This window comes from Clostridium sp. DJ247, from assembly GCF_014231265.1.
In genome coordinates, this window is sequence record NZ_JABAIW010000050.1 from 15,315 (window position 1) to 36,455 (window position 21,141).

The window sequence follows — 21,141 nt, forward strand, 5'->3', positions numbered from 1 at the left end:
AATTACCCGTTAAATTATCTAGTTATTTTTTGAAGATGCATAAGTTCTTCATTAACTATTTTATAATAATGTTCACAGTTTAACAATGATATATTTTGCTTTACTGCTTACCTCTGTCCCTTTTCATATGGTTCTCCATCTGCTGCAGGTGGTATAGTTTTTCCAACAAATCCAGCTAAAGCAAGCATAGTTAGTATATATGGTATACTAGAATAAAATTCAGAAGGAAGATGCCAACTAAAGCCTTGAGCAAATATTTGAAAGGAACCCCCAAAAGCAAACAGTAAACATGCCCACATAGTACCAAAAGGCTTCCAATTACCAAATATCATAGCTGCTAAAGCTATGAATCCACGCCCTGCAACCATTCCTTCTCTATATACTGGTGTTATACCTACCAAAGCTGCACCACCTAGTCCTGCTAGAGCACCAGATATTATAACGCATAGATATCTCATTGCATAAACATTTATTCCTAAGGTATCTGCTGCTTTGGGATGTTCTCCTACAGATCTTATTCTAAGTCCTAATGGAGTTTTAAATATAATATAGTTAGCTACAAATACAAGTACAATAGCAATAATCACAAACCAGTTAATTCCTGAAAGTATTGGTCCAAGTATAGGAATAGACTTTACTGCAGCTGGTATATGGTATGGCAGCGCAGGAACTATGTCTGTTTGACCACCTTTTTTAAATATTTTAAATATAAGAAAACTTGCCAGTGCAGAAGAGAATAGGTTTATAGCAGTACCTGATATAACCTGTTCTGCTTTTAGGTTTATGCTTAAAAATGCGTGTATTAAGGATATAGCCATACCTGCAACCACAGCAAATATAATTCCTACTACCGGACTTCCAGATATGTATGTTCCAAAAACTGAAAAAAAAGCTCCCATAATCATCATACCTTCAAGCCCTATGTTAACAACTCCAGCTCTTTCTGAAAAAACTCCTCCAAGTCCTGCTAAAATCAAAGGTGTTGCTGTTCTAAGAGTTCCAGCTATTAAACCAACTATCATTACGTTATCCATTGATTAACACCTTCCTTTTCTTTCTCTCTGAGAAGTATTTTACTATATAGTCTGTGGCAACAAATATTATGATTATTGATTGTATTAAATAAACTATTTCTTTAGGTATTCCGTTTATTTGCAAAATTTTAGATGAACTATTTAGTGTACCAAACAGTAATGCTGAAAGTATGCATGCAATTGGGTTGTTTTTTGCAAGAAGAGCCACTGCAATACCATCAAAGCCAAAACCAGGCAGTGACATCATATCTTGAGCCTGAAGCATTACACCTGAAATATGAGTTGCTCCACCTATACCAGCTATAGCTCCTGATAACACCATAGCAAGTACTATATTTTTAGATACACTTACCCCACCATACTCTGCACCAAATGGATTTATACCAACAGCTCTTATTTCGTATCCTATAGTAGTTTTCCAAAGTAACCAGTAAATTAGTATTGCAAATATTATTCCTATAATTAATGCAACATTAGCTCTGCTCATATTACTAAACCTTAAAAGCTGTGCACTTTTTTCAATTATAGCAGTACTAGAGGATCCTTTTACTGTAAATCTGGTTCTAAGTATAATGTAGTTAGCTAAATATAAGCCTAAATAATTCATCATAATTGTATTTATAACTTCGTTTGTTCCAACCTTAGCCTTCAAGTATCCTGGAATTCCACCCCAAATTGCCCCAGCAACTATACCTCCAATAATTATAAGAGGTATGTGCACCCATGAACTTAGTCCTGGAATTAAACCAATTATAGCTGCTGATGTCATTCCCATGACAAATTGTCCTTCAACACCTATGTTGAAAAGCCCACATCTGAAGGCTATAGCATTAGCTACTCCTGTAAAAATTAAGGGAGTTACATATACCATAGTTTCTAGAGTTCTTCTTGTATCACCAAAGCTTCCCTTCCATATGGTACTAAAGAGGTCGCCTAAGGCTGAAAAATATTCTGTTATGTAATATCCCTTTGCCCACACAACAAAAAATACTGAAACAATTATAGCAACAATTATAGCAAATATGGGATAAGCAGCAACTTTTAAACTATCAACAAAATTATTTAGACTTTTGCTATTTTTATCTGCTTCTTTATTCATCATTCTTCACCTCTTCTTCAGTGTCTTCAAGACTTCCTCCAGCCATTAGTACTCCTAATTTTTGTTCTGTAGCATCTTTTCTATGTAATATACCTACTATTTTTCCATCATACATTACAGCAATTCTATCTGAAAGAGCCATAATTTCATCCAATTCAAGAGAAACAAGAAGCACAGCCTTCCCCTTATCTCTTTCTTCTATAAGTCTTCTATGTATATACTCTATTGCTCCAACATCAACTCCTCTTGTAGGTTGTGATGCAATTAAAAGTTTAGGATCTTTTAAAATTTCTCTTGCAGCTATAAACTTCTGTTGATTTCCTCCAGATAAAGCTGAAGCGTTAACTTCATCATTAGGTGTTCTAACATCAAATTCATTTATAAGCTTTCTGCAATATTCCCGTATGGCCTTATAGTTCATAACTATACCTTTACTAAAAGGTTTTTTATGCTGAAGTCCTAAAACTGCATTTTCAAATAATGAATATTTTAATATAAGTCCTCTTTTATGTCTATCTTCTGGTATATGTCCTACACCACTTTCTATAATTTCTCTAGTAGATTTTCCATATATATTTTTTGCATTTAAAGTAATAGCTCCACTGTGTGGTTTCCTAAGACCAGTTAGAACTTCTATAAATTCTGATTGTCCGTTACCATCAACACCGGCTATGCCTAAAATTTCTCCTTCTCTAACAGAAAGGTTAACGCCATTTACTGCATTAAGACCTCTATTATCCTTTGAAATTAAATTTTCAATCTTTAATATTTCTTTTCCAAGCTTAGCCTCTTTTTTGTCTACTACAAGGTTTACCTTTCTTCCTACCATAAGCTCAGCTAACTGATCTATGTTAGTTTCTGAAGTTTTTACTGCTCCTGTAACCTTACCACGTCTTATTATAGTAACTCTATTGCTCATTTTCATAACTTCTTTTAGTTTATGTGTTATAAGTATTACTGATTTACCTTCTTTTTTAAGATTTTCTATAATTATGCCTAATTCCTCTATCTCCTGAGGTGTTAAAACTGCTGTTGGTTCATCTAGTATTAATATCTCTGCACCTCTATATAAGGCCTTTAGTATTTCAACCTTTTGTTGTTGTCCTACAGATATATTTTCAATAATAGCCTTTGGATCTATAGAAAACCCATATTTTTTAGCTATTTCATCAACATCCCTTATGGCTTTATTCATATTTAGCTTCAAACCTTTCTTAGGTTCTTTTCCAAGCACTATATTTTCTGCTACTGAAAAGTTATGAACTAACATGAAATGTTGATGTACCATACCTATTCCTAATTTTATAGCGTCATTAGGATTACTTATGTTTTCAGGTTTACCTTTAACATAAATTTCCCCTTTTTCAGGCTGATACAAACCATAAAGTATATTCATAAGTGTAGTTTTTCCAGCACCGTTTTCCCCAAGTAAAACATGAGTTTCCCCCTTTAACAGGTGGAAGTCCACATTTTCATTTGCAACAGTACCTGGGAAAACCTTAGTTATACCCTTCATCTCTATTACTTTTTCCATAAGTTTTCTGGTTACTAAAAGCTGCTGCTTTGTAACCAACACCCTCCTTCCTAGAAAATATTATGAATCTTGATTTTAAGCTTAACTTTATAAAAGCTAGATGCTTTATCCAAATTCCAGCAGCCAACCTATTCTTCAATAAAATTAAGTTAACTAGTGATAACTGGATTTAAGTTACTCTTTCTCCTAAAATGTTATTTTCAGCAGAAAAAGTAATTTTTTCGACATCTAGCTTTTATTATTTTACTTACTTATTATTTAAGTAAAGTATTGAGCTTTCTAGATTTGAGGTGCTGTAAATTTAGCTTCATCAGCTCTTGTAGCTGGTACAGTTATTTTGCTGTTTTTTATAGCATCTATATATTTATTAACTAAATCTATAACATCTTTTGAAGTATTTGTGCTTGTACTTTCAGCCATAGAAACTCCATTTTCCTTTAATCCTAATTCTATATGCTTTCCACCTTGGAACTTTCCTTCTGCAACTTCTTTAACAGCATTAAAGGTTGCAATATCAACTCTTTTTATCATACTAGAAAGTATAACATCTTTATATTCAGGTACTGTAACTGCCTGATCCATATCAACACCTATAGCCCAAACTGCTTTTCCTGAGTCCTTAAGCTCTTTAGCAGCTTTAAACATTCCAATACCAACACCGCCAGCTGCATGGTATATAATATCACAACCAGAAGCATATAAGGACTTAGCTAATTCATATCCTTTATTTGTATCTCCAAAGCTGTCTGCATATTTAACAGTTGTTCCAGGAGTTTTCCCATCTTTACTTATTAATCCTTCCGCAGCTGCTGGGTTAACAGCTTTTACTCCTGCAGCAAATCCTGCTTCGAATCTGTTTATAAGCTCAGAATCTTTACCACCTATAAAGCCAACTTTATTAGTCTTTGTCATTTTACCAGCTATAACACCCATTAAGAATGAACCTTCTTGTTCTTTAAAAGTTATAGATTGAACATTTGGCGCATCCACTACAGTATCTACTATTGCAAAGTTTTTATCTTTATATTTTGATGACACATTTTTCATAGCCTGTTCCATTTGATATCCGATACCAAATGTTAGGTTATCACCATTGTTAACTAAAGCTTCTAAATTTGATTCATAATCTTCTTTTTGTTTTGACTCTATTGCCTTATACTCTATGTTGTACTGAGCTTTAGCATCCTTTATACCTTTATCTGCAGATTGGTTAAATGATTTATCATTTACTCCACCTTCATCAGTTGAAAGACCAACCTTGATTTGATTTGATTGCTTTGCACCTTCTGTGTCAGTACCCTGTTGTTTCTGTCCCCCACATCCTGCAAATAGTGACACTGCCATTATGGCAGCTGCAACTACTGCTGTTAACCTTCTCTTGTTCATAGTAATTACCTCCTAAAATATATAATTTTACAACTATTGTTTTACTCAACTTAAAATATTCTATAAAAGGTTTGTTTTTCCTCCTAGATTTAAAACATTAATAAAAATAATAGCATGTTTTTTTTACATTAATATTAATGTTATGTTAATTATATAGTATTAATAATTGATAACTGTTCTTAAAATCTTATGCCATAGTTAACACTCAATTATTAGTTAAAATTTTTATACAGATTTATAAATAAGCTGCTTCTTATATTTTGAAGCACATATGTATTTTTTAATTGGAGTTATAAATCCTAAAAAGCAATTCCATACAAAATAATTAACTTACGCTTAAAAAGAACAGTTAAAATAAACTGTCCTTTTTAGATAGTATTAGAGCTAAGTTTTAAGCTGATATATTACTCTTGATTAGCTATATATTCTTCTGCAATAGTAGCTGCTACTGCTCCGTCTGCAGCAGCAGTTATAATTTGTCTTAGTTTTTTTCTTCTTACATCACCTGCTGCAAATATGCCTGGTACACTAGTCTGCATGTCTTCATCAGTTATTATGTACCCTTCAGTATCCATTTCTAACTTACCTTTAAAGATTCCAGTTATAGGCTCATAGCCAACGGATACAAAGCATCCGTTAACATCTATTTCACTAGTTTCTCCAGTTTCTCTGTTTTTTAACTTTAGTCTTTCTAATATTCCATCTGCTATAGCCTCTTCAACTACTGTATTCCAAATAAAGCTTATTTTAGGATTTGCAAATGCCCTTTCCTGTAAGTACTTAGCAGCCCTTAGTTCACCTCTTCTATGTATTACATATATTTTTTCTGCAAATCGAGTAAGAAATATAGCCTCTGTTATAGCAGAATCGCCCCCACCAATTACTGCTACATTTAAACCAGAAAAGAAAGCTGCATCACAAGTTGCACAGTAAGAAACACCTCTTGCTCTCAGTTCTTGCTCCTTTTTAAAGCCTGCCAGCCTTGGATTAGCACCTGTAGCAATTATTATTGTCTTTGCATTGTAAGTTTCACTTTTTCCTTTTATAACCTTAGTATTTCCGCTTAAGTCTACATCTATAATTTCATCCGACACAAACTTTGTTCCAAAGTCCTGCGCTTGCTTTCTCATTCTTTCACTTAAGCTTTCCCCTGTGGCTCCCTCAATAGAACCGGGGTAATTTTCAATTTCCTCTGTGGTTGTAACCTGTCCGCCATATTTTGCCTTTTCAATTATAAGTGTATTCATTTTTGATCTACCTGCATAAAGAGCTGCTGATAGCCCTGCTGGTCCGCCACCTATTATTATAGTATCATAAATATTTGGCATTACCATTACCTCCCATTTTCAAATAATATTTAAATCATAACATCTTAAGTAGATAACTACAACTTAAATTTAACTTATACGTAGGGATATATTACCAATGTTGAAGTCACATTTAAATGTTTTTTTATTAGTCTTAGCGAAAATTTGATAAAAAATCTTAGAACTTTAGATATGTTTGAGCATAGCGAGTTTATCAAAGTTCTTAGATTTTTATCAAATTTGAGCTTTAGACTAATTAAAAACATTTAACGTGACGAAACATGGTAATATATCCCGGAGTATAAGTTAAATTTCGGGCGTGGTTATTTTTCATTAATGATCTTCAATAAAGAATAGTCCACAAGCTCCTTCTCCTGCATGAACACCTATTACACATCCAGCCTCAACTTCTATGAAATTGCCATTTCTTTTAACTAATTCTTCTCTCAAGCTTCCTAGTATATCCTTATTTTCCACATGTAATAGTGCTGTGGTTTCATTTTCTTTAATGCCTTTATTTTCAATATAGTCTAAGATTGTACGTATAGCCTTTTTGCTACCTCTTACTTTATTCTTTATAATAACTTCCCCATTTTCCACAGCAATTATAGGTTTTATACCAAGCATGTTACCTACAACCCCTGCAGTTTTAGATAATCTTCCCCCCTTAACTAGGTTGTCCAAAGTATCGAAGGCTATTGCACTTTTTACATGTGGAATCAATTCTTTAATCTCTTTGTGTATTTCCAATAACTCCAAACCCTGTTCTCTAAGTTTAGCTGCTTTTATAACTAAAAGTCCTACTCCTGCAGTAGCATTAAGACTATCTATTACAACTATATCCTCTGTTTCTAGCGTTTCTTTTGCTATACATGCAGATTGGTAAGTACCACTTAGTTTGGATGAAAGGTGTATAGAAATTATCTTATACCCCTGCTTTAAATATCTATCATAACATTCTATAAATGCTTGTGGATTAACCTGCGATGTTGTTGGAAAATAAGGGCCTGCTTTAATTTTTTTTAATAACTCATGTAAATTTATATCTATACCATCTCTATAGGTATCTTCTCCGAAGTTAACTAGCAGTGGCAAAACTTCTATATTGTACTTATCTATAATATCCTTTGGTAAATCCGCGGTGCTATCAGTTATTATCTTAATCTTATTCATAAATTAATACCTTCCTATTTATTTCATATTAGGGAAGTCCATCTGTCTTAACGCTTCATAAGTAATTATAGATACAGTATTAGATAAATTTAATGAACGCGTAGTTGTGTTTATCATTGGTATTCTTATGCATCTTTCTGGGTCACTATGCTTTATTCTATCTGGCAACCCGGAAGATTCCTTGCCAAATACTACAAAGTCTCCTTCTTTAAATTTTACTTGATGATAAAAATTATCTCCATGAGTTGTTGAAAAGTAAAAAGTAGAATCTTTGTATTTTTCTCGAAGCTCATCATAGGAATCATATAAAGCAATATCTAGGTCCTTCCAATAATCTAGTCCTGCTCTTCTTAAATGTTTTTCATCTAGGCTAAAGCCTAAAGGTTTTATCAAATGCAGCTTAGAATTTGTAAGTACACAAGTTCTTGCTATATTTCCCGTATTTTGTGGTATCTCTGGTTCAAATAAAACTATATTCAAGTTCAAATTTAACTCCCCCAATCTCTTATTAGTGAACCTTATACATTGTGCTACCACCCCTAAGACTCCCACTGCTAAAAGTGTAGAGTTCTATAGCTTTAGCTAGTTAAGAACTCTTATACTAAATATATTAAAACTCTTTGACTTTAGTCTATTAGAGTTCTTATGCTGTGCATAAGGGCTGGTACGCTGTATTGTTTAATTAAAATTCAGATGGGATTAAAATCCCATGTGAATTAAGTTTCACTTTATGTATGTTTTTATAAAAAATAATATGTCATAAAAATCTAATAAATATATTACTCCATAATAACATAAGAGTAAAGAGTTAGTACACCACGCTTATTTCACAAATATATAATAGAGTTTATATCAAGTAGTTTATACTTTCTTCACTAAAATACTTTAGAATGTTTTCTCTAAAAAAATCTTTCATTTCTTTTAATTCCTCATTGTTATATAAATACTTTCCATATCCAAATTGACCGTATTTAAATTTCCTTATTTCTTCTTCCATAGGAAGAAGGGTTTTAGGGTAAATATCTAATATATTTTCTTTAGCTCTTTTAGTAAACCTATGTGAGATAACTTCAAATTTTAAATTTAATCCTGAAAAGTTTTTTCCTATGATATCAATAATATTACCATACTTAACTTTCCAGTCATTTATTAAGAAAACTGGAGCAATTATAAAACCTATGTCATATCCATCTTCTGCTACTTTTTTAGCTGCATTTAGCCTTTCATCTAAGGATGGTGTTTTATGTTCAAATCTACTTATTATTTCATCTGCATTTACACTAAACCTTATTGTAGTCCTGCCTTTATGCTTTAAACCTAAAAGAGTATCAACATCAGTAAATTTAGTTACAAATCTAAAAAGTGTGTTTTCTCTGTTACTAAAGTATTCAATTGCTCTGCCCAAAGCACCGGTATAATTTTCTACTGGAATAGGATCTGATGTAGCAGCTCCTTCGAAAATAGTTATATCTGGAATTCGCTCTTTAGCATATTGTTCCGCCTTATTTAATATTTCATCTATATTCACATAAACTTTAATATATGGCTTTTTACCCATTTGTGTGTTTAGATAACAGTACTCACACATACCCATACATCCACTTACCAAAGGCAATTGATAATGGGCTGATGGTTTACAGGATTCAAACTTTAGAGCTTTTCTTACCCCCACTGCTAACGTATTTTTGCCTTCGAAGTACATTTCACTTGGACTTTTTCCTGGTATACCAGTAATTCTTCCGTTTTTAGAATACATAATTTCAATATCTTTGCCTTGGAATAACTGTAGAAGTTCTTTTCCTTTATCATATTCTAGAGCTTCTTCTTCAAAAACTACTCTCTTTGGTTTGAACATAACTCTCACCTCAGAGGTAGTATTCCATAATATATAAAACTTAATCTTTGTTTTTATTAATTTTAGTACTATTTTGGGTTTTATGTTTAGAAGACTTCTGTATGTTTATAGATTTATCAATTTTATGTTCAGTGTTCTTATCTTGAGTTGTACCTTCTTTTTTAGCACTATTAACAATGTTTGCTACATTCTCCTCTGGTTTATCATATTGTGCTTCATTTTTATGTTTATTACTAGGATTTTCATTTAAGTACATTATTATTCCGTTAGATATGTTTTCAGCTAGCCTCTTTAAAACGTCTTCCTTAGATAACCTATCTCTATCTTCTTTGTTAGTTATAAAACCGCACTCTACTAAAGCACATGGTATTTTACTATACCTGAGTATAGCAACATTTTGACGCTTAATTCCTTTACTTCTCCAACCATCACTTTTTACAGCTTCATCTTCTAGTATATTAGATAGCTTAATTCTTTCATCTTTTCCGTATCCATTTACATCATAATATAATGTAGTTATTCCGCTAAAGTTAGGGTCATCTAAAGAATTTACATGAATAGAGACAAATACATCTCCATTAGCTGCATTAGCTATATCTCCTATTTGTTTTAGTGGTATAAATTTATCTTCGTTCCTCGTTAATACTGTAGTATATCCTTTGCTTTTTAGGTATGAATCAGCGTATTTAACAATTTTTAATGTTAAATCTTTCTCATCCATATTTTCAAAGCTTGTCCCTTTATCAATACCACCATGTCCAGCATCGAGAACTATAATACGTTTTGCATTCCATTCATTTTCCTGCAGGTTTCCTTTGCTATTTTTGTCCACTGCCATTACAATAGAGGAGGATCTTTTTGTCATTTTATCATAGATTAAATTTACACCTTTTACAAAAAGTGTAATTAACATAGTAAAAAAAATACAAGAAAAAATAAATCTTCTCCTGTTAGCAATTCTCATATACCCTCATCCTTTTTTAATTTTTGTTTATTCATATTTTAATATATTGTTTAGAAATTTTATGAATAATTCTTTCTTATAGTACATATATATTATATCATCTTATTTCCAAATATTTCAAACAAAATATTAATTTAAATAAACATTTATATACGACAAAGGATATAGGCACGGAACTTTTAAAATTAATTTATTCCGCCTAGCACATTACTAGATTATGTCACTGATAAAAAGTTTAAGAAAGTCTAAGCCTGAAATTAGGAGAAAACTAAGTACTTTGATAAACTCGCTTAGGCTCAAACAGTATCAAAGTACTAAGTTTTTCTACTAATTTCAGACTAAGACTTTCTAATAAACTATTTAAAGGTGGCACAATCTAGTAATGTGCCATGCTACATAAATTAATTTTAAAAGTTCCAAATCTATAAGTGTTAATACTTAAGAAAAGTAATAATAAATCTGGTTCCTATACCTATTTGACTTTGGACTTCAATGATACCGTTGTGTAATTCCACTATTGATTTTGCCAAAGCTAACCCTATTCCAATAGAATCACTTTTTCTTGAGTTTTTAGCTTTATAAAACCTTTTAAATATGTTTGGTAAATCCTCTTCCCTTATACCTTCTCCCGTATCCTCTATTATAACTCTTTCATATATAGGGTTTTCTACCAACTCTATATTTATCTCTCCTCCAGGAAGAGTATGCTCTACACTATTTTTAATAATATTAATAAGTGCCTCTTCAAGCCACAGTCTATCGTGCTCAAAAGTTATCTCTTCTTTTTCATTAAAATTAATCTTTATCTTACCTTCGTATGCTTTACTTTCTAATGCTTCAATTGAATCCTGTATAGTTTCATTTAAGCTTTGCTTTTCCTTAGTAATTTCTATTGCCTTGGCATCCAGCTTAGCAAGCTTAAGCATACTCTTAGTTAACCATATCATTCTGTTAAGCTGGTTTTGATTATTTAATAAAAAGTTTTCTCTTTGCTCTTTGGATAAATCTTTATTTAACATAATATCATTATACACAATCATGGACGAAAGAGGGGTTTTTAGCTGATGTGAAATATCTGATAATAAATCAACTAAAAATTGCTTTTCATTTTTAAGCTCACTTATATTTTTCCTGATTATTTCTTTCATAGAGTTAAATGAAACAGCTAATTTAGAAAAATCCCCTTCTTTATTTTCACTAATAGTTATATCATATTCTCCATCAACTACCTTCTTTGCCCCTAGGGTTAACCTTCTTATACTTTCATAAAAAAACCCGTATTGAAAATAATTAAGAGCAAATAGCATCGCTGCCATAATAATAAATATAAAAGTAATAGCTTCATTGTTTTTTTTAATAGTTGTATTTATATATGGAAAAAGTTCATTTTCCAAGTTTTCAGTTAAACCATATTGTTTTAAAATAGCCTTTCCTTTTATAGCTTCATCTTCGGATATTTCTTTTGTAATAAGCGGTATAATCTCTCTCTGCAGCTCCGGGTCCTTTTCAACTATCTTTACAGTAATAGCTCCCAAACTTTTTATATAATCATCCTTTAAACTATCATGATGTAATTTTAAAATAGAAGCTGTAACACATAAGAATAAAGTCATTAAAATTAAAAGGCTAGCTGAGCTGATTTTAAGCTCAGGATTATCAAAGTATCTTCTCATATACCTACTCCTTAAAAACATCTTTGTTCCACTTATACCCTAATCCTCGTTGTGTTACTATATACTCTGGATTTTTGAAGTTGTCTTCTATTTTCTCTCTTATTCTTTTTATATAGACTGATAGCGTATTTTCATCAAAAAAACATTCCCCACCATCTAACAATTCACTTAATATTTCATCTCGCTTCATTAAAACATATGGCTTATACATAAATATTAATAAAAGCTTATATTCTTGAGCAGTAAGAGTTATATCTTGTCCACTTTTTTTTACTATGGCAGTTGAAATATCCAGGGATATGTTTCCACTCTTCAGTGTAGTTCCTGTAGAAATATTTTTAGAACTTCTTCTTATTAATGCTTTTACTCTAGATAAAAGTTCTCTTACCTTAAAAGGCTTTGTTATATAATCATCTCCTCCTATTTCAAGTCCTAAAACTATGTTAACCTCATCATCTAATGCAGTAAGAAACATTATTGGTATATCACTTTTTGTTCTTATATGCTTACATAATTCATATCCACTACCGTCAGGTAAATTCACATCTAAAATTACTAAGTCAAATTGCTCTGATTCAACTAGCTTTCTCCCATCTTCCATTGTAGCTGTTCTATAAACCTCATAGCCCTCGTCTTTTAGAGTAAATTCTATACCAAGAGCTAATGCCTCATCATCTTCCACTAGTAACAACCTATTCATACTTTTCCCCTCATCTGTTTATTGGTATTAATAAATCCATAATACCCCAGTTATGTGTTAAGGTAAACAGACTGTATAAAAAATTCATATATATAGGGTTCCAAAGTAGAAACTTAACTTATACTCCGGAATATGTTGCCAAACTTCAGCACGTTAAAAACTTTTAATCAGTCTAAAGTTCGTGTTTTTGAAAATCTAAGAAACTTTGATAAATTCGTACCTCAAACATATCAAAGCTCCTAAGATTTTCTAAAAACACTTCACTAAGACTGATAAAAAAGTTTTTAAATGTGCTTCAGTTTTGTCAACATATTCCTACGTATAAGTTAAATTTCGGGCATGGGTATCTATATAAATACCCAAACTAATAATCTTCTCTAATTGCTTCAATTAAATTTTCTTTTTTAATTCTTGAAAGTGGTGATAACACTGAAATATATCCGATTACTATAGCTGCTGCTCCGGCAATAGCTATGGCATTCCACGGTACCATCCAACTAAATTCTCTTACTCTTACTAGTCCTTTATATATTACAAATGATATTCCAGAGCCTATTATTGAACCATATAGAGTACCAACAATAGCATAAAGAAGTCCTTCTAAGATTATAATTTTCTTTAGCCCTCTTTGAGTTAAACCTATGGATTTTAATGAAGCAAATTCTCTTTTTCTTAAAATAATGTTTGTTGTTACTGTGTTTATAATATTAACGCTTCCTATTAAGGATACAACTACAACAAATCCATATATTAATATTTTAATCATTAACAATGCTGATTTTGTTTTTCTATTATTATCTATATTATTTATTACTGATAAAGATATATTTGATTTTACTGTTGCTTCTATTTGTGCTTTTGCTGCTTCTTCATCTTTTATACCTTTAATTGTTATATATAAATTTGTAGGCTTAACATCATTCTTTTCCATTAAGTTCTTTGCAACATCTTCAGTGGTCAACATTTTTAATACATCTTGTTCTCCTCTAAAGTTAAATGGATCTTTTTCAACAATTGCCATAACTTTAACCTTTTTTATATTTCCTTTGCCAAATTGAAGCTTATTCTGAGTATCTTCTATAGGATTATCATACTGAAGCTCTATTTCATCCCCTACCTTTACATTTGCAATTGGCCCAAAATAATTTTTTTTGCTTTTACCATCGTATATTATATTTTTCTTAACCAATACTACTCCATTTTCTCTGTTTAACTTTTCTATATCAATTGTTCCTGATTGTAAGTATTTCTTAGATGCCTCAATAGAATTAGTATCATAAATTACTACTCCACTTCTTATGAGTGTTTTTTCACTTCCATTTAAAGTTGTTTTATCATATATTCCTCCTATATCCTGTACTTTCTTGATTTGTCCATCCTTATTGATAGCTGCATAAAAATAGTATGGATCATATACTTTATATAGCTTATCTACTAACTTTAATGCTTTTATATTATCAACTGTTTTATCATCTATTCTTAAACCTTTTTTGGCAGCTTGATTATTTGTTATAACTGAAAAGTGTATATTTTTTGATTCATTAAGATCCTCTGATATATTCAATGTCATATCCATAAAAGATTTAAAAGTAATAAATAGCACAACACTTATTAATATTGAAAATACTGTTATTCTATATCTTTTTCTATTCCGTTTTATATTCTTACTGGCTAGTGCTCCTTCAAATCCAAATATTCTTTGAGAAACTCTACTTTTTCTTCTTTTTATTTTCTCCTTTGTTATAGAGTTTCTACTACTAATAGCTGTCAGTGGTGAAATCCTTCCTGCGAAAAACGCTGGTATTATAGCTGACAAATATATTGATACTACTCCTACTAATGCACTCATTGCTATAACTTTAGGGTCTATTACTAGTTTCATAACAGTAACTAACTCTCCACCAATTAATTTAAACACAAAGCCTATTCCACAAATAGCTATAATACCCAGTAATAGACCTACTGGAATCCCTATTACGGCTAATACAGTAGCTTCTCTTAATACAATCTTTCTAATTTGCTTTGGAGTTGTTCCCACAGCTCTTAAAAGTCCAAATTGTTTAATTCTCTCTACAATGCTGATTTGAAAAGAGTTGTATATTACTGCTATAGTTGATACTACTACTATTCCAATTACTACACTAAGAGTTATATATATACCAGTATTTACTGAGTTATCATCTCCTGCCCCTTCCGCCATAAGTAAATAGGCATTTGTCATGTATTTACCTGTCTCGCCCAACTGCTTTAATTCATTTACAGCAGTCTTTAAATTAGTTTTTGAGCTTACTTCTAATAATAATGTGGAATTTTCTTTACTTATATTATTGTTTTTAGTAAGTAATACTGCTTTATTCTCAATCTGGTTTTGTATACTATCTTCTAATATTCCAACAAGTTTATACTCTTTATTATTAAAGTTGAATTTATCTCCTACTTTAGCATTTTTATCAATATAACTTAATACCCACTTTTCAACCGCCGCTTCATTTTCACTTTCTGGAATTCTCCCCTCCTTAGTTTTATAAGGTAAAAGTTCTAATGCCTTATCTGTTGCAATTATTTCATTAGCAACTAATTTTTCTCCTAATTTTACACCTTCACCTTCACTAAAAAATCCATATCTTGAGACTTTAGGATTATTTATTACTTTAGAAATTAAATTATCATTTATCTTAGAAAATCCTATATGCCAGGATCCATAGGTATTTTTAAAGTCCTGTATTTGAGCCTCTTGTATACCTTTAAAGAAAAGCCCTATGGTGCATATCAATGCAACAGATAATATTATTCCTATAATAGTGAGTATGGCTCTCTTCTTACTTGCCTTTAAATATTTTCCTGTGAGCTGTTTATATCCTGTTATCATTTTTACCTCCTTGTATTTCTTTTCCTACACATAATACTTATTATTCTTATTCTTTAAATTACATTATTATTAAATAGCAATTGTTAATTCCACTAATTTGTATTATTAAATATATGAATTATTATTGTTATATCTATTAGCTGTTTTTTAAGTATTTATCAGAATTTATTTCACCATCTTGTATTGTAATCACCCTATCAGCCATGGTAGCTATGTTAACATCATGAGTTATAAGCATTAAGGTTTGATTATACTTTCTAGCTGTAAACTTTAATAATTCAATAACTTCTTTTGAATTTTTGCTATCAAGATTTCCTGTAGGCTCATCTGCAAATATAATTGATGGCTTATTTAGCAAGGCTCTTCCAATGGAAACTCTTTGCTGTTGTCCTCCTGATAGTTCTGAAGGAAGATGGTTTTTTCTTTGGGTAAGACCTAATATTTCAATAATCTCCCCCAAATAATTTTCATCTACTTTGTTGTTATCCAGTAGTACTGGAAGAGCTATATTTTCTTCTACATCTAAAACAGGAATTAAATTAAAAAATTGAAATATAAAGCCTATTTTTCTCCTTCTAAAAATTGCAAGCTTTTCTTCTTTGTAATCATAAATACTTTCTCCATCAATAACTACTCTACCAGCTGTTGGCCTATCTAGACCACCTAATAGATGAAGAAGGGTACTTTTTCCTGACCCTGAAGCACCTACAATAGCTACGAACTCTCCCTTGTTTACTGATAAGTTTATATTTTTAAGTGCCTCTACTTTGTTATCGCCTTTACCATAAGTTTTATTTAAATTTTCAACCTTCAAAATCTCCATTAATATCTCTCCTTTTGCATTTCTTATATGGAATTCCAACTCGGGAACTTTACTTAAACCACGGGATATGTTACCAGTTCTTCAGCACCATAAATACTTTTTTATTAGTCTAAAGCTCGAATTTGAGAAAAAACTTAACTTATGTTTTAATTATATTTTTATAATCTTTCAAACTCCATAGCTATAAACTTACAGAAAAAAAGGTTATCTTACAGTTTGGTAAGATAACCTAATTTTACTTCTATCAACTTTAAGTATACCGCTCATTAGATTTATTAATGAAACAGGCATGTCACATATATTAATTATTCTTGCATTTGGTCTTAAAACATCACAAGCTTTGGCAACAATTGCTGCTGGATTCGAATAGTTTAATATCCAATGTGTAGGCTTGGCAAATTTTTTAGCCATATCAATAATTTCGATAACAGGAAATATCGAACGTAATCCATATGACATTCCTCCACATCCACAGGTTTCTTGTCCTACTGCACCATGTTTCAACGGTATTTTCTCATCCTTTTCACACATTGCATATTTTCCTGTACGTATTTGAGAAAACACAAAATCAGCTTCTTTAAATGCTTTTTCAGCATCAGTTGTAATAATAAATTCTACATCTGGATTCATTTCATCAATTACAAGTTTTGTAATAACTGAAATATCCTCCTGACGTTGCTTATCTATATCGTAAACACGAATTTCTTGAATTGGAAACTCTTTTTTTGATAATAATGCTTTTACAACTCCTGGGGTAAATGTAGATCCTCCACCTACTATAGTAATAATTTGTTTATTCATTATTACTTGTTAAAGATAATATAACATCCGATGCATCTGAATAATTACATATATAACCATGAATTCGTAATTTCATACAAATATAGTCGGCAATCGCTCTTGAATGACCAGTCTCATAAATATAAATACATTTCTTTATATCCACTATACCCAAGTTTTTTAGTAACTCTCATAACAGTTGTGGTAGAAGTAAAATTACTTTTTGCAACATCTTTAACTTTTAATTTATCAGGATAATTTATATTTTGATATATATAAGATAATACTTCTTTTTCAATATTACTAAGTTTATTAAGTATTAATATATTATTAATATCCATAGTTTAACACCCCGATTCTGTATTAATTTTATAGTTTTAGAAATATGTGCAAAAATCTATTTTAGCTATAACTAACTTATAATCATTGCTTATTATTTCCCCTTGTTTATGCAAACATTTTCAAATAAAATATCATTAATTCCTGGAGGATACTACTGCTTAACCTAGATATTCAACTCTATGGTACGAAACAAAAAATTACTGACAAGTATGCTTTAGAAATGCTTATATCTTTTCCAAATATTTACTTATTAAAAATTCAAACATCATTAATACATTAGGAAAGAAGGAATTTGATAAAATATTTCTATCATCTAATTTATGCATATCATATACTTTAAAATTTATATCGGAAGCTTTTGCTATACTATTATCCTGCTCTCCTGTAAATGAAACTATTTTTATATTCTTATTTTTTGCTAATCTACATATATCTAACATTTCGCCAGTTTCACCTGATTTAGATATAATAATTAATATTCTTGCTTTTGGTCTCAATCTTCTTAATGCTTCTGCAACTATAGCAGCAGGATTAGAATAATTTACCATCCAGTAATTTTTCTTTGCATATTTTTCAACATAGTCAATAATTTCAACCATAGGATATATAGTTCTTAAACCATAAGCTAGTCCTCCTGGTCCACAAGTTTCTTGTCCAACTACATTGTATTTTAAATGATGTAATCCAGTTGGAATTAAAAATTTATTCAAGAATCCATAAACAAACACACCAATAGGACCTGAAGCACTCATAAAATTACTTGACGCCTTTATTACGCTAGCCGCATAAGGCCAAATATAAGTAATACTTATTCCAAATATAGCTACAATGGGAGTGAGAATTAAAAACACAAGTTTTGAATTACCATACAATGCAAATCCGCCTTTAAATTCCACCTCAACATATTTATTATGAATTGCTCCAATAATACATCCCAAGATTATTCCAAGGAATACGCCCATATCTGTTATTTGAAATCCTAATTGTACAGTTTGACCTGTGCCGTATAAATCAGCTGTAGTTTTATGTGCAATTGCCTTTTTCGCTAAAGATAACCACGTACTGTTTGCACCTAAAAATACAAGATAAACAAGAAGTGCTACCAGACCAGCCTCTGCCTTTTTCTTTTTAGCAATTCCAATTGCAATACCAATACAGAAGATAATACTTAAATTATTTATTATAGGCCAAAGGGAACCTGACATAAATTGTCCTATACTAAACAATAAACCTCCTTTGGTTACAATTGATGGATTTTTTAATATGGAAGACACAGCTAAAAGTAGACCAGCAATAGGCAAAAATAACACTGGAACTATTATGGCTTTTGAAAATGTTTGCATTTTTGACAAGAGTTTATCTTTCATATTGATCACTCCTATTGATTTAATGTTTATAACCTTTCATGAAATGTTATAAACCTATTGTAATTGATTTCATGGCATTTTTAAATAAATTAAGGTCATTATAAAACATGTTAGCATAACTGCTAACATGTTTTATAATGACCTTAATCTTTTTCCGTTTCTTGTGTAAATGATCAAATAAAACTATTCCATATTTAATGATTTTATTATTGATAATCTTAATATATCTTTACAGTTGTTTTTTGTGGCATTTTACCTATGAATTCTGTATCCTCATAAGAAACCCTTAAGCCATAGCCTGCATCTGCTACAGCAGAATAGAAAACATTTAATCCATCAATTTGGGTAAAGTTTTTCATGGGGATTCCACTTAAATTTAGTTCCTTACCTTTAATACCTAGTTTATATGTTCCTTTATTAGTATTTCCTGAAAGAATATTAAATCTTCTAATCTCTTCCCATGAGGTATCTATCTTCTGATAAACTATACATGTATGGTCAAGAGAATTTACTGATATATAATAATTAGTATCTGATTTAAATTTCTTAATTTCGTCTTCATGTTCTTTAATCTTTTCATTCATCTTATTTAATACTTCTAAATCTACTTTTCCAGTTACGGGTAGACGATTTTTTCTTTGAAAATCTCTTATAGCTAGTATTGTATCGTAACTAGACAGACTCCCTGTTGCTTTTATGTTATAACCTAGTGTCGTAAAGTTATTTTGAATTTTAGTAGGCACTTGGCTGAAGCCATCTTGTTTATCAATTGGATTAGCCAAAGCATGTTTTAACAAGGCTTTTGCAGTTTTACATCCAAATATTCCATCAACCTCTACTTTCAGTCTCCTTTGAGCATTCTCTACAGCCTCTTTTGTTAACTTACCATATATTCCATCTTCAGCAAGTCCTGCACCAAAGTATGAATTTAAAGTGCTTTGAATATGTTTAACAATATCACTTCTATTATTTAACTTTACAGATTTATTAAGATATTCAATATCATTATATATTAATTGCTTTGGTACATTGTTAATAGTTACCTGCTGTGCGTATACAGGCTTTCCTATTAAAATCGCTCCTGTAGCTATGGATGATATTATTAATAGTTGATTTGAATTTTTCATATTTTCTTACCTCCAAGTATATATCACATAAATATACATATTTTTCATTTGTATAATAAATACTGTCATATAAGATCGAATTTTGTTTTATCTATAACATATACGAGAAGGTTTATTGATTTTGAGGGGTATATAGAAAAGTTTTCCAATAAAAAAGCAAAGCCCCCATAAGACTAAATATTTTTTAGCAAATAGTCTTATAGGAGCTTTTATACAATATTATAATACATTTACTCTCCGCTACACATCTCTATCTCTTTTTATATAAAATTTAACATAACTGTTATTCATATAGTCATAAGAATAAAAAATGGGTACATCATTTTGATCAAAATGAAGTTGCTTTAATAACATAGCTTTATTTCCAAGCTTTGCAACTGCTTTATCATCAAAAATATTACTACTATCAGGTAAACAAATTTCACTTAAGGAATATCTTATATTTATATTCATCTTATCTCGTAAAAAAGATAACAAAGATCCATTTATTCCTTCTACAAAGGAACTTCCTGCTATACTCTTAGGAAATATATTAAATGTATACGCAAGATTTATATCTTCATTTTTCCTAGTTCTTTCAATAACAATGACATTTTCATCACAATTAAGCTTTTCTTTCCATTCTTCAATTATATTTCTTTCATAGATACTCATATCTCCTTGTGATGCAACCATTCCGGAATTATTTATCATAGCTCCAGTACTTTGAAGTATATTTAGGGAACTATTTATTACTTTTCGGTTCTTGTTAACATAAGTTCCAACTCCATTTTTTGATATCAAAACTCCTTGCCTTTGCAAAAGCTTTATGGCTTCTCTCAAAGTAGATCTTGAAACCTGTAACTGTTTGGCCAGCAGTGGTTCTGTTGGCAATTTTTCACCTTCTTTAAACACACCCTCTTTAATCATATTTTCTAGTTGCTGTTTTATCTTTAAATAAAGCAAAGTTATTCCTTCTTTCTGCTACAATTCTAGCTATAAATATGTTTTCGAAATTAGATAATATTATAGATACCCATAGCTTAAATTTGACTTATACGTAGGAATATGATGCCAAAACTGAAGGCACTTTTAAAAACTTTTTTATCAGTCTTAGTGAAGTGTTTTT

Annotated in this window: 18 protein-coding genes; all 18 read right to left on the reverse strand. The window is 30.6% G+C overall.

The genetic code is table 11. The features are described 5' to 3' along the window. Nucleotides 1–107: 107 nt before the first annotated feature. Nucleotides 108–1,034 carry an ABC transporter permease gene (locus HGI79_RS17545; RefSeq protein ID WP_185651980.1) on the reverse strand — a complete coding sequence of 309 codons (927 nt, stop codon included), beginning with the start codon at nt 1,032–1,034 and terminating at the stop codon, nt 108–110. Further along, complete coding sequence (locus tag HGI79_RS17550; RefSeq protein ID WP_185651998.1) at nt 1,027–2,133, reverse strand: ABC transporter permease; 1,107 nt, start codon at nt 2,131–2,133, stop codon at nt 1,027–1,029. The genes HGI79_RS17545 and HGI79_RS17550 overlap by 8 nt, the downstream gene beginning before the upstream one ends. Further along, entirely contained in the window at nt 2,126–3,667 is a 1,542-nt protein-coding gene (locus HGI79_RS17555; protein WP_185651981.1) for an ABC transporter ATP-binding protein, read from the reverse strand. The genes HGI79_RS17550 and HGI79_RS17555 overlap by 8 nt, the downstream gene beginning before the upstream one ends. A 279-nt stretch (nt 3,668–3,946) precedes the next feature. Then, nucleotides 3,947–5,053, reverse strand: coding sequence for a BMP family protein (locus HGI79_RS17560; protein WP_185651982.1), 1,107 nt, complete (start codon nt 5,051–5,053; stop codon nt 3,947–3,949). A 404-nt stretch (nt 5,054–5,457) separates the two neighbouring features. Further along, complete coding sequence (gene trxB, locus HGI79_RS17565; RefSeq protein ID WP_185651983.1) at nt 5,458–6,381, reverse strand: thioredoxin-disulfide reductase; 924 nt, start codon at nt 6,379–6,381, stop codon at nt 5,458–5,460. Between the two features lie 312 nt (nt 6,382–6,693). Continuing rightward, nucleotides 6,694–7,533: a DegV family protein gene (locus HGI79_RS17570; RefSeq protein WP_185651984.1), complete on the reverse strand. Its 840-nt coding sequence runs from the start codon at nt 7,531–7,533 to the stop codon at nt 6,694–6,696. 18 nt (nt 7,534–7,551) lie between these two features. Further along, on the reverse strand, nt 7,552–8,019 hold the full coding sequence (locus tag HGI79_RS17575) for a tRNA (cytidine(34)-2'-O)-methyltransferase (RefSeq protein ID WP_185651985.1): 468 nt from the start codon (nt 8,017–8,019) through the stop codon (nt 7,552–7,554). A gap of 361 nt (nt 8,020–8,380) precedes the next feature. Next, a complete protein-coding gene (gene splB, locus HGI79_RS17580) occupies nt 8,381–9,388 on the reverse strand; it encodes a spore photoproduct lyase (protein WP_185651986.1) in 1,008 nt (335 codons plus the stop codon). A gap of 40 nt (nt 9,389–9,428) precedes the next feature. Next, nucleotides 9,429–10,301, reverse strand: a complete 873-nt coding sequence (locus HGI79_RS17585; RefSeq protein WP_241428253.1) for an N-acetylmuramoyl-L-alanine amidase — start codon at nt 10,299–10,301, stop codon at nt 9,429–9,431. A gap of 482 nt (nt 10,302–10,783) precedes the next feature. Beyond that, nucleotides 10,784–12,025 (reverse strand): HAMP domain-containing sensor histidine kinase, encoded by a 1,242-nt coding sequence (locus tag HGI79_RS17590; protein WP_185651988.1) that lies wholly within the window; start codon nt 12,023–12,025, stop codon nt 10,784–10,786. A 4-nt stretch (nt 12,026–12,029) separates the two neighbouring features. Beyond that, nucleotides 12,030–12,725, reverse strand: a complete 696-nt coding sequence (locus HGI79_RS17595; RefSeq protein WP_185651989.1) for a response regulator transcription factor — start codon at nt 12,723–12,725, stop codon at nt 12,030–12,032. Nucleotides 12,726–13,089: 364 nt separating this feature from the next. After that, on the reverse strand, nt 13,090–15,594 hold the full coding sequence (locus tag HGI79_RS17600; RefSeq protein ID WP_185651990.1) for an ABC transporter permease: 2,505 nt from the start codon (nt 15,592–15,594) through the stop codon (nt 13,090–13,092). Nucleotides 15,595–15,730: 136 nt separating this feature from the next. After that, nucleotides 15,731–16,417, reverse strand: coding sequence for an ABC transporter ATP-binding protein (locus HGI79_RS17605; RefSeq protein ID WP_185651991.1), 687 nt, complete (start codon nt 16,415–16,417; stop codon nt 15,731–15,733). Nucleotides 16,418–16,621: 204 nt separating this feature from the next. Beyond that, nucleotides 16,622–17,218 (reverse strand): hypothetical protein, encoded by a 597-nt coding sequence (locus HGI79_RS17610; protein ID WP_185651992.1) that lies wholly within the window; start codon nt 17,216–17,218, stop codon nt 16,622–16,624. Between the two features lie 113 nt (nt 17,219–17,331). Next, a complete protein-coding gene (locus tag HGI79_RS17615) occupies nt 17,332–17,538 on the reverse strand; it encodes a hypothetical protein (protein ID WP_185651993.1) in 207 nt (68 codons plus the stop codon). A 225-nt stretch (nt 17,539–17,763) separates the two neighbouring features. Continuing rightward, nucleotides 17,764–18,906 carry a PTS transporter subunit EIIC gene (locus HGI79_RS17620; RefSeq protein ID WP_185651994.1) on the reverse strand — a complete coding sequence of 381 codons (1,143 nt, stop codon included), beginning with the start codon at nt 18,904–18,906 and terminating at the stop codon, nt 17,764–17,766. A gap of 218 nt (nt 18,907–19,124) precedes the next feature. After that, nucleotides 19,125–20,033, reverse strand: a complete 909-nt coding sequence (locus HGI79_RS17625; protein WP_185651995.1) for a peptidoglycan-binding protein — start codon at nt 20,031–20,033, stop codon at nt 19,125–19,127. A gap of 240 nt (nt 20,034–20,273) precedes the next feature. Then, a complete protein-coding gene (locus HGI79_RS17630; RefSeq protein ID WP_185651996.1) occupies nt 20,274–20,978 on the reverse strand; it encodes a GntR family transcriptional regulator in 705 nt (234 codons plus the stop codon). Between the last annotated feature and the right edge of the window lie 163 nt (nt 20,979–21,141).

Excerpts from the sequence above, each read along its gene's own strand:
- HGI79_RS17560 (WP_185651982.1), bottom strand. The coding sequence starts at position 5,053 with ATGAACAAGAGAAGGTTAACAGCAGTAGTTGCAGCTGCCATAATGGCA.
- HGI79_RS17610 (WP_185651992.1), bottom strand. The coding sequence starts at position 17,218 with ATGAATAAACAAATTATTACTATAGTAGGTGGAGGATCTACATTTACC.
- HGI79_RS17595 (WP_185651989.1), bottom strand. The coding sequence starts at position 12,725 with ATGAATAGGTTGTTACTAGTGGAAGATGATGAGGCATTAGCTCTTGGT.
- HGI79_RS17570 (WP_185651984.1), bottom strand. The coding sequence starts at position 7,533 with ATGAATAAGATTAAGATAATAACTGATAGCACCGCGGATTTACCAAAG.
- HGI79_RS17605 (WP_185651991.1), bottom strand. The coding sequence starts at position 16,417 with ATGGAGATTTTGAAGGTTGAAAATTTAAATAAAACTTATGGTAAAGGC.
- HGI79_RS17590 (WP_185651988.1), bottom strand. The coding sequence starts at position 12,025 with ATGAGAAGATACTTTGATAATCCTGAGCTTAAAATCAGCTCAGCTAGC.
- HGI79_RS17615 (WP_185651993.1), bottom strand. The coding sequence starts at position 17,538 with ATGGATATTAATAATATATTAATACTTAATAAACTTAGTAATATTGAA.
- splB (WP_185651986.1), bottom strand. The coding sequence starts at position 9,388 with ATGTTCAAACCAAAGAGAGTAGTTTTTGAAGAAGAAGCTCTAGAATAT.
- HGI79_RS17625 (WP_185651995.1), bottom strand. The coding sequence starts at position 20,033 with ATGAAAAATTCAAATCAACTATTAATAATATCATCCATAGCTACAGGA.
- HGI79_RS17620 (WP_185651994.1), bottom strand. The coding sequence starts at position 18,906 with ATGAAAGATAAACTCTTGTCAAAAATGCAAACATTTTCAAAAGCCATA.
- HGI79_RS17545 (WP_185651980.1), bottom strand. The coding sequence starts at position 1,034 with ATGGATAACGTAATGATAGTTGGTTTAATAGCTGGAACTCTTAGAACA.
- HGI79_RS17555 (WP_185651981.1), bottom strand. The coding sequence starts at position 3,667 with ATGGAAAAAGTAATAGAGATGAAGGGTATAACTAAGGTTTTCCCAGGT.
- HGI79_RS17600 (WP_185651990.1), bottom strand. The coding sequence starts at position 15,594 with ATGATAACAGGATATAAACAGCTCACAGGAAAATATTTAAAGGCAAGT.
- HGI79_RS17550 (WP_185651998.1), bottom strand. The coding sequence starts at position 2,133 with ATGAATAAAGAAGCAGATAAAAATAGCAAAAGTCTAAATAATTTTGTT.
- HGI79_RS17585 (WP_241428253.1), bottom strand. The coding sequence starts at position 10,301 with ATGTTAATTACACTTTTTGTAAAAGGTGTAAATTTAATCTATGATAAA.
- trxB (WP_185651983.1), bottom strand. The coding sequence starts at position 6,381 with ATGCCAAATATTTATGATACTATAATAATAGGTGGCGGACCAGCAGGG.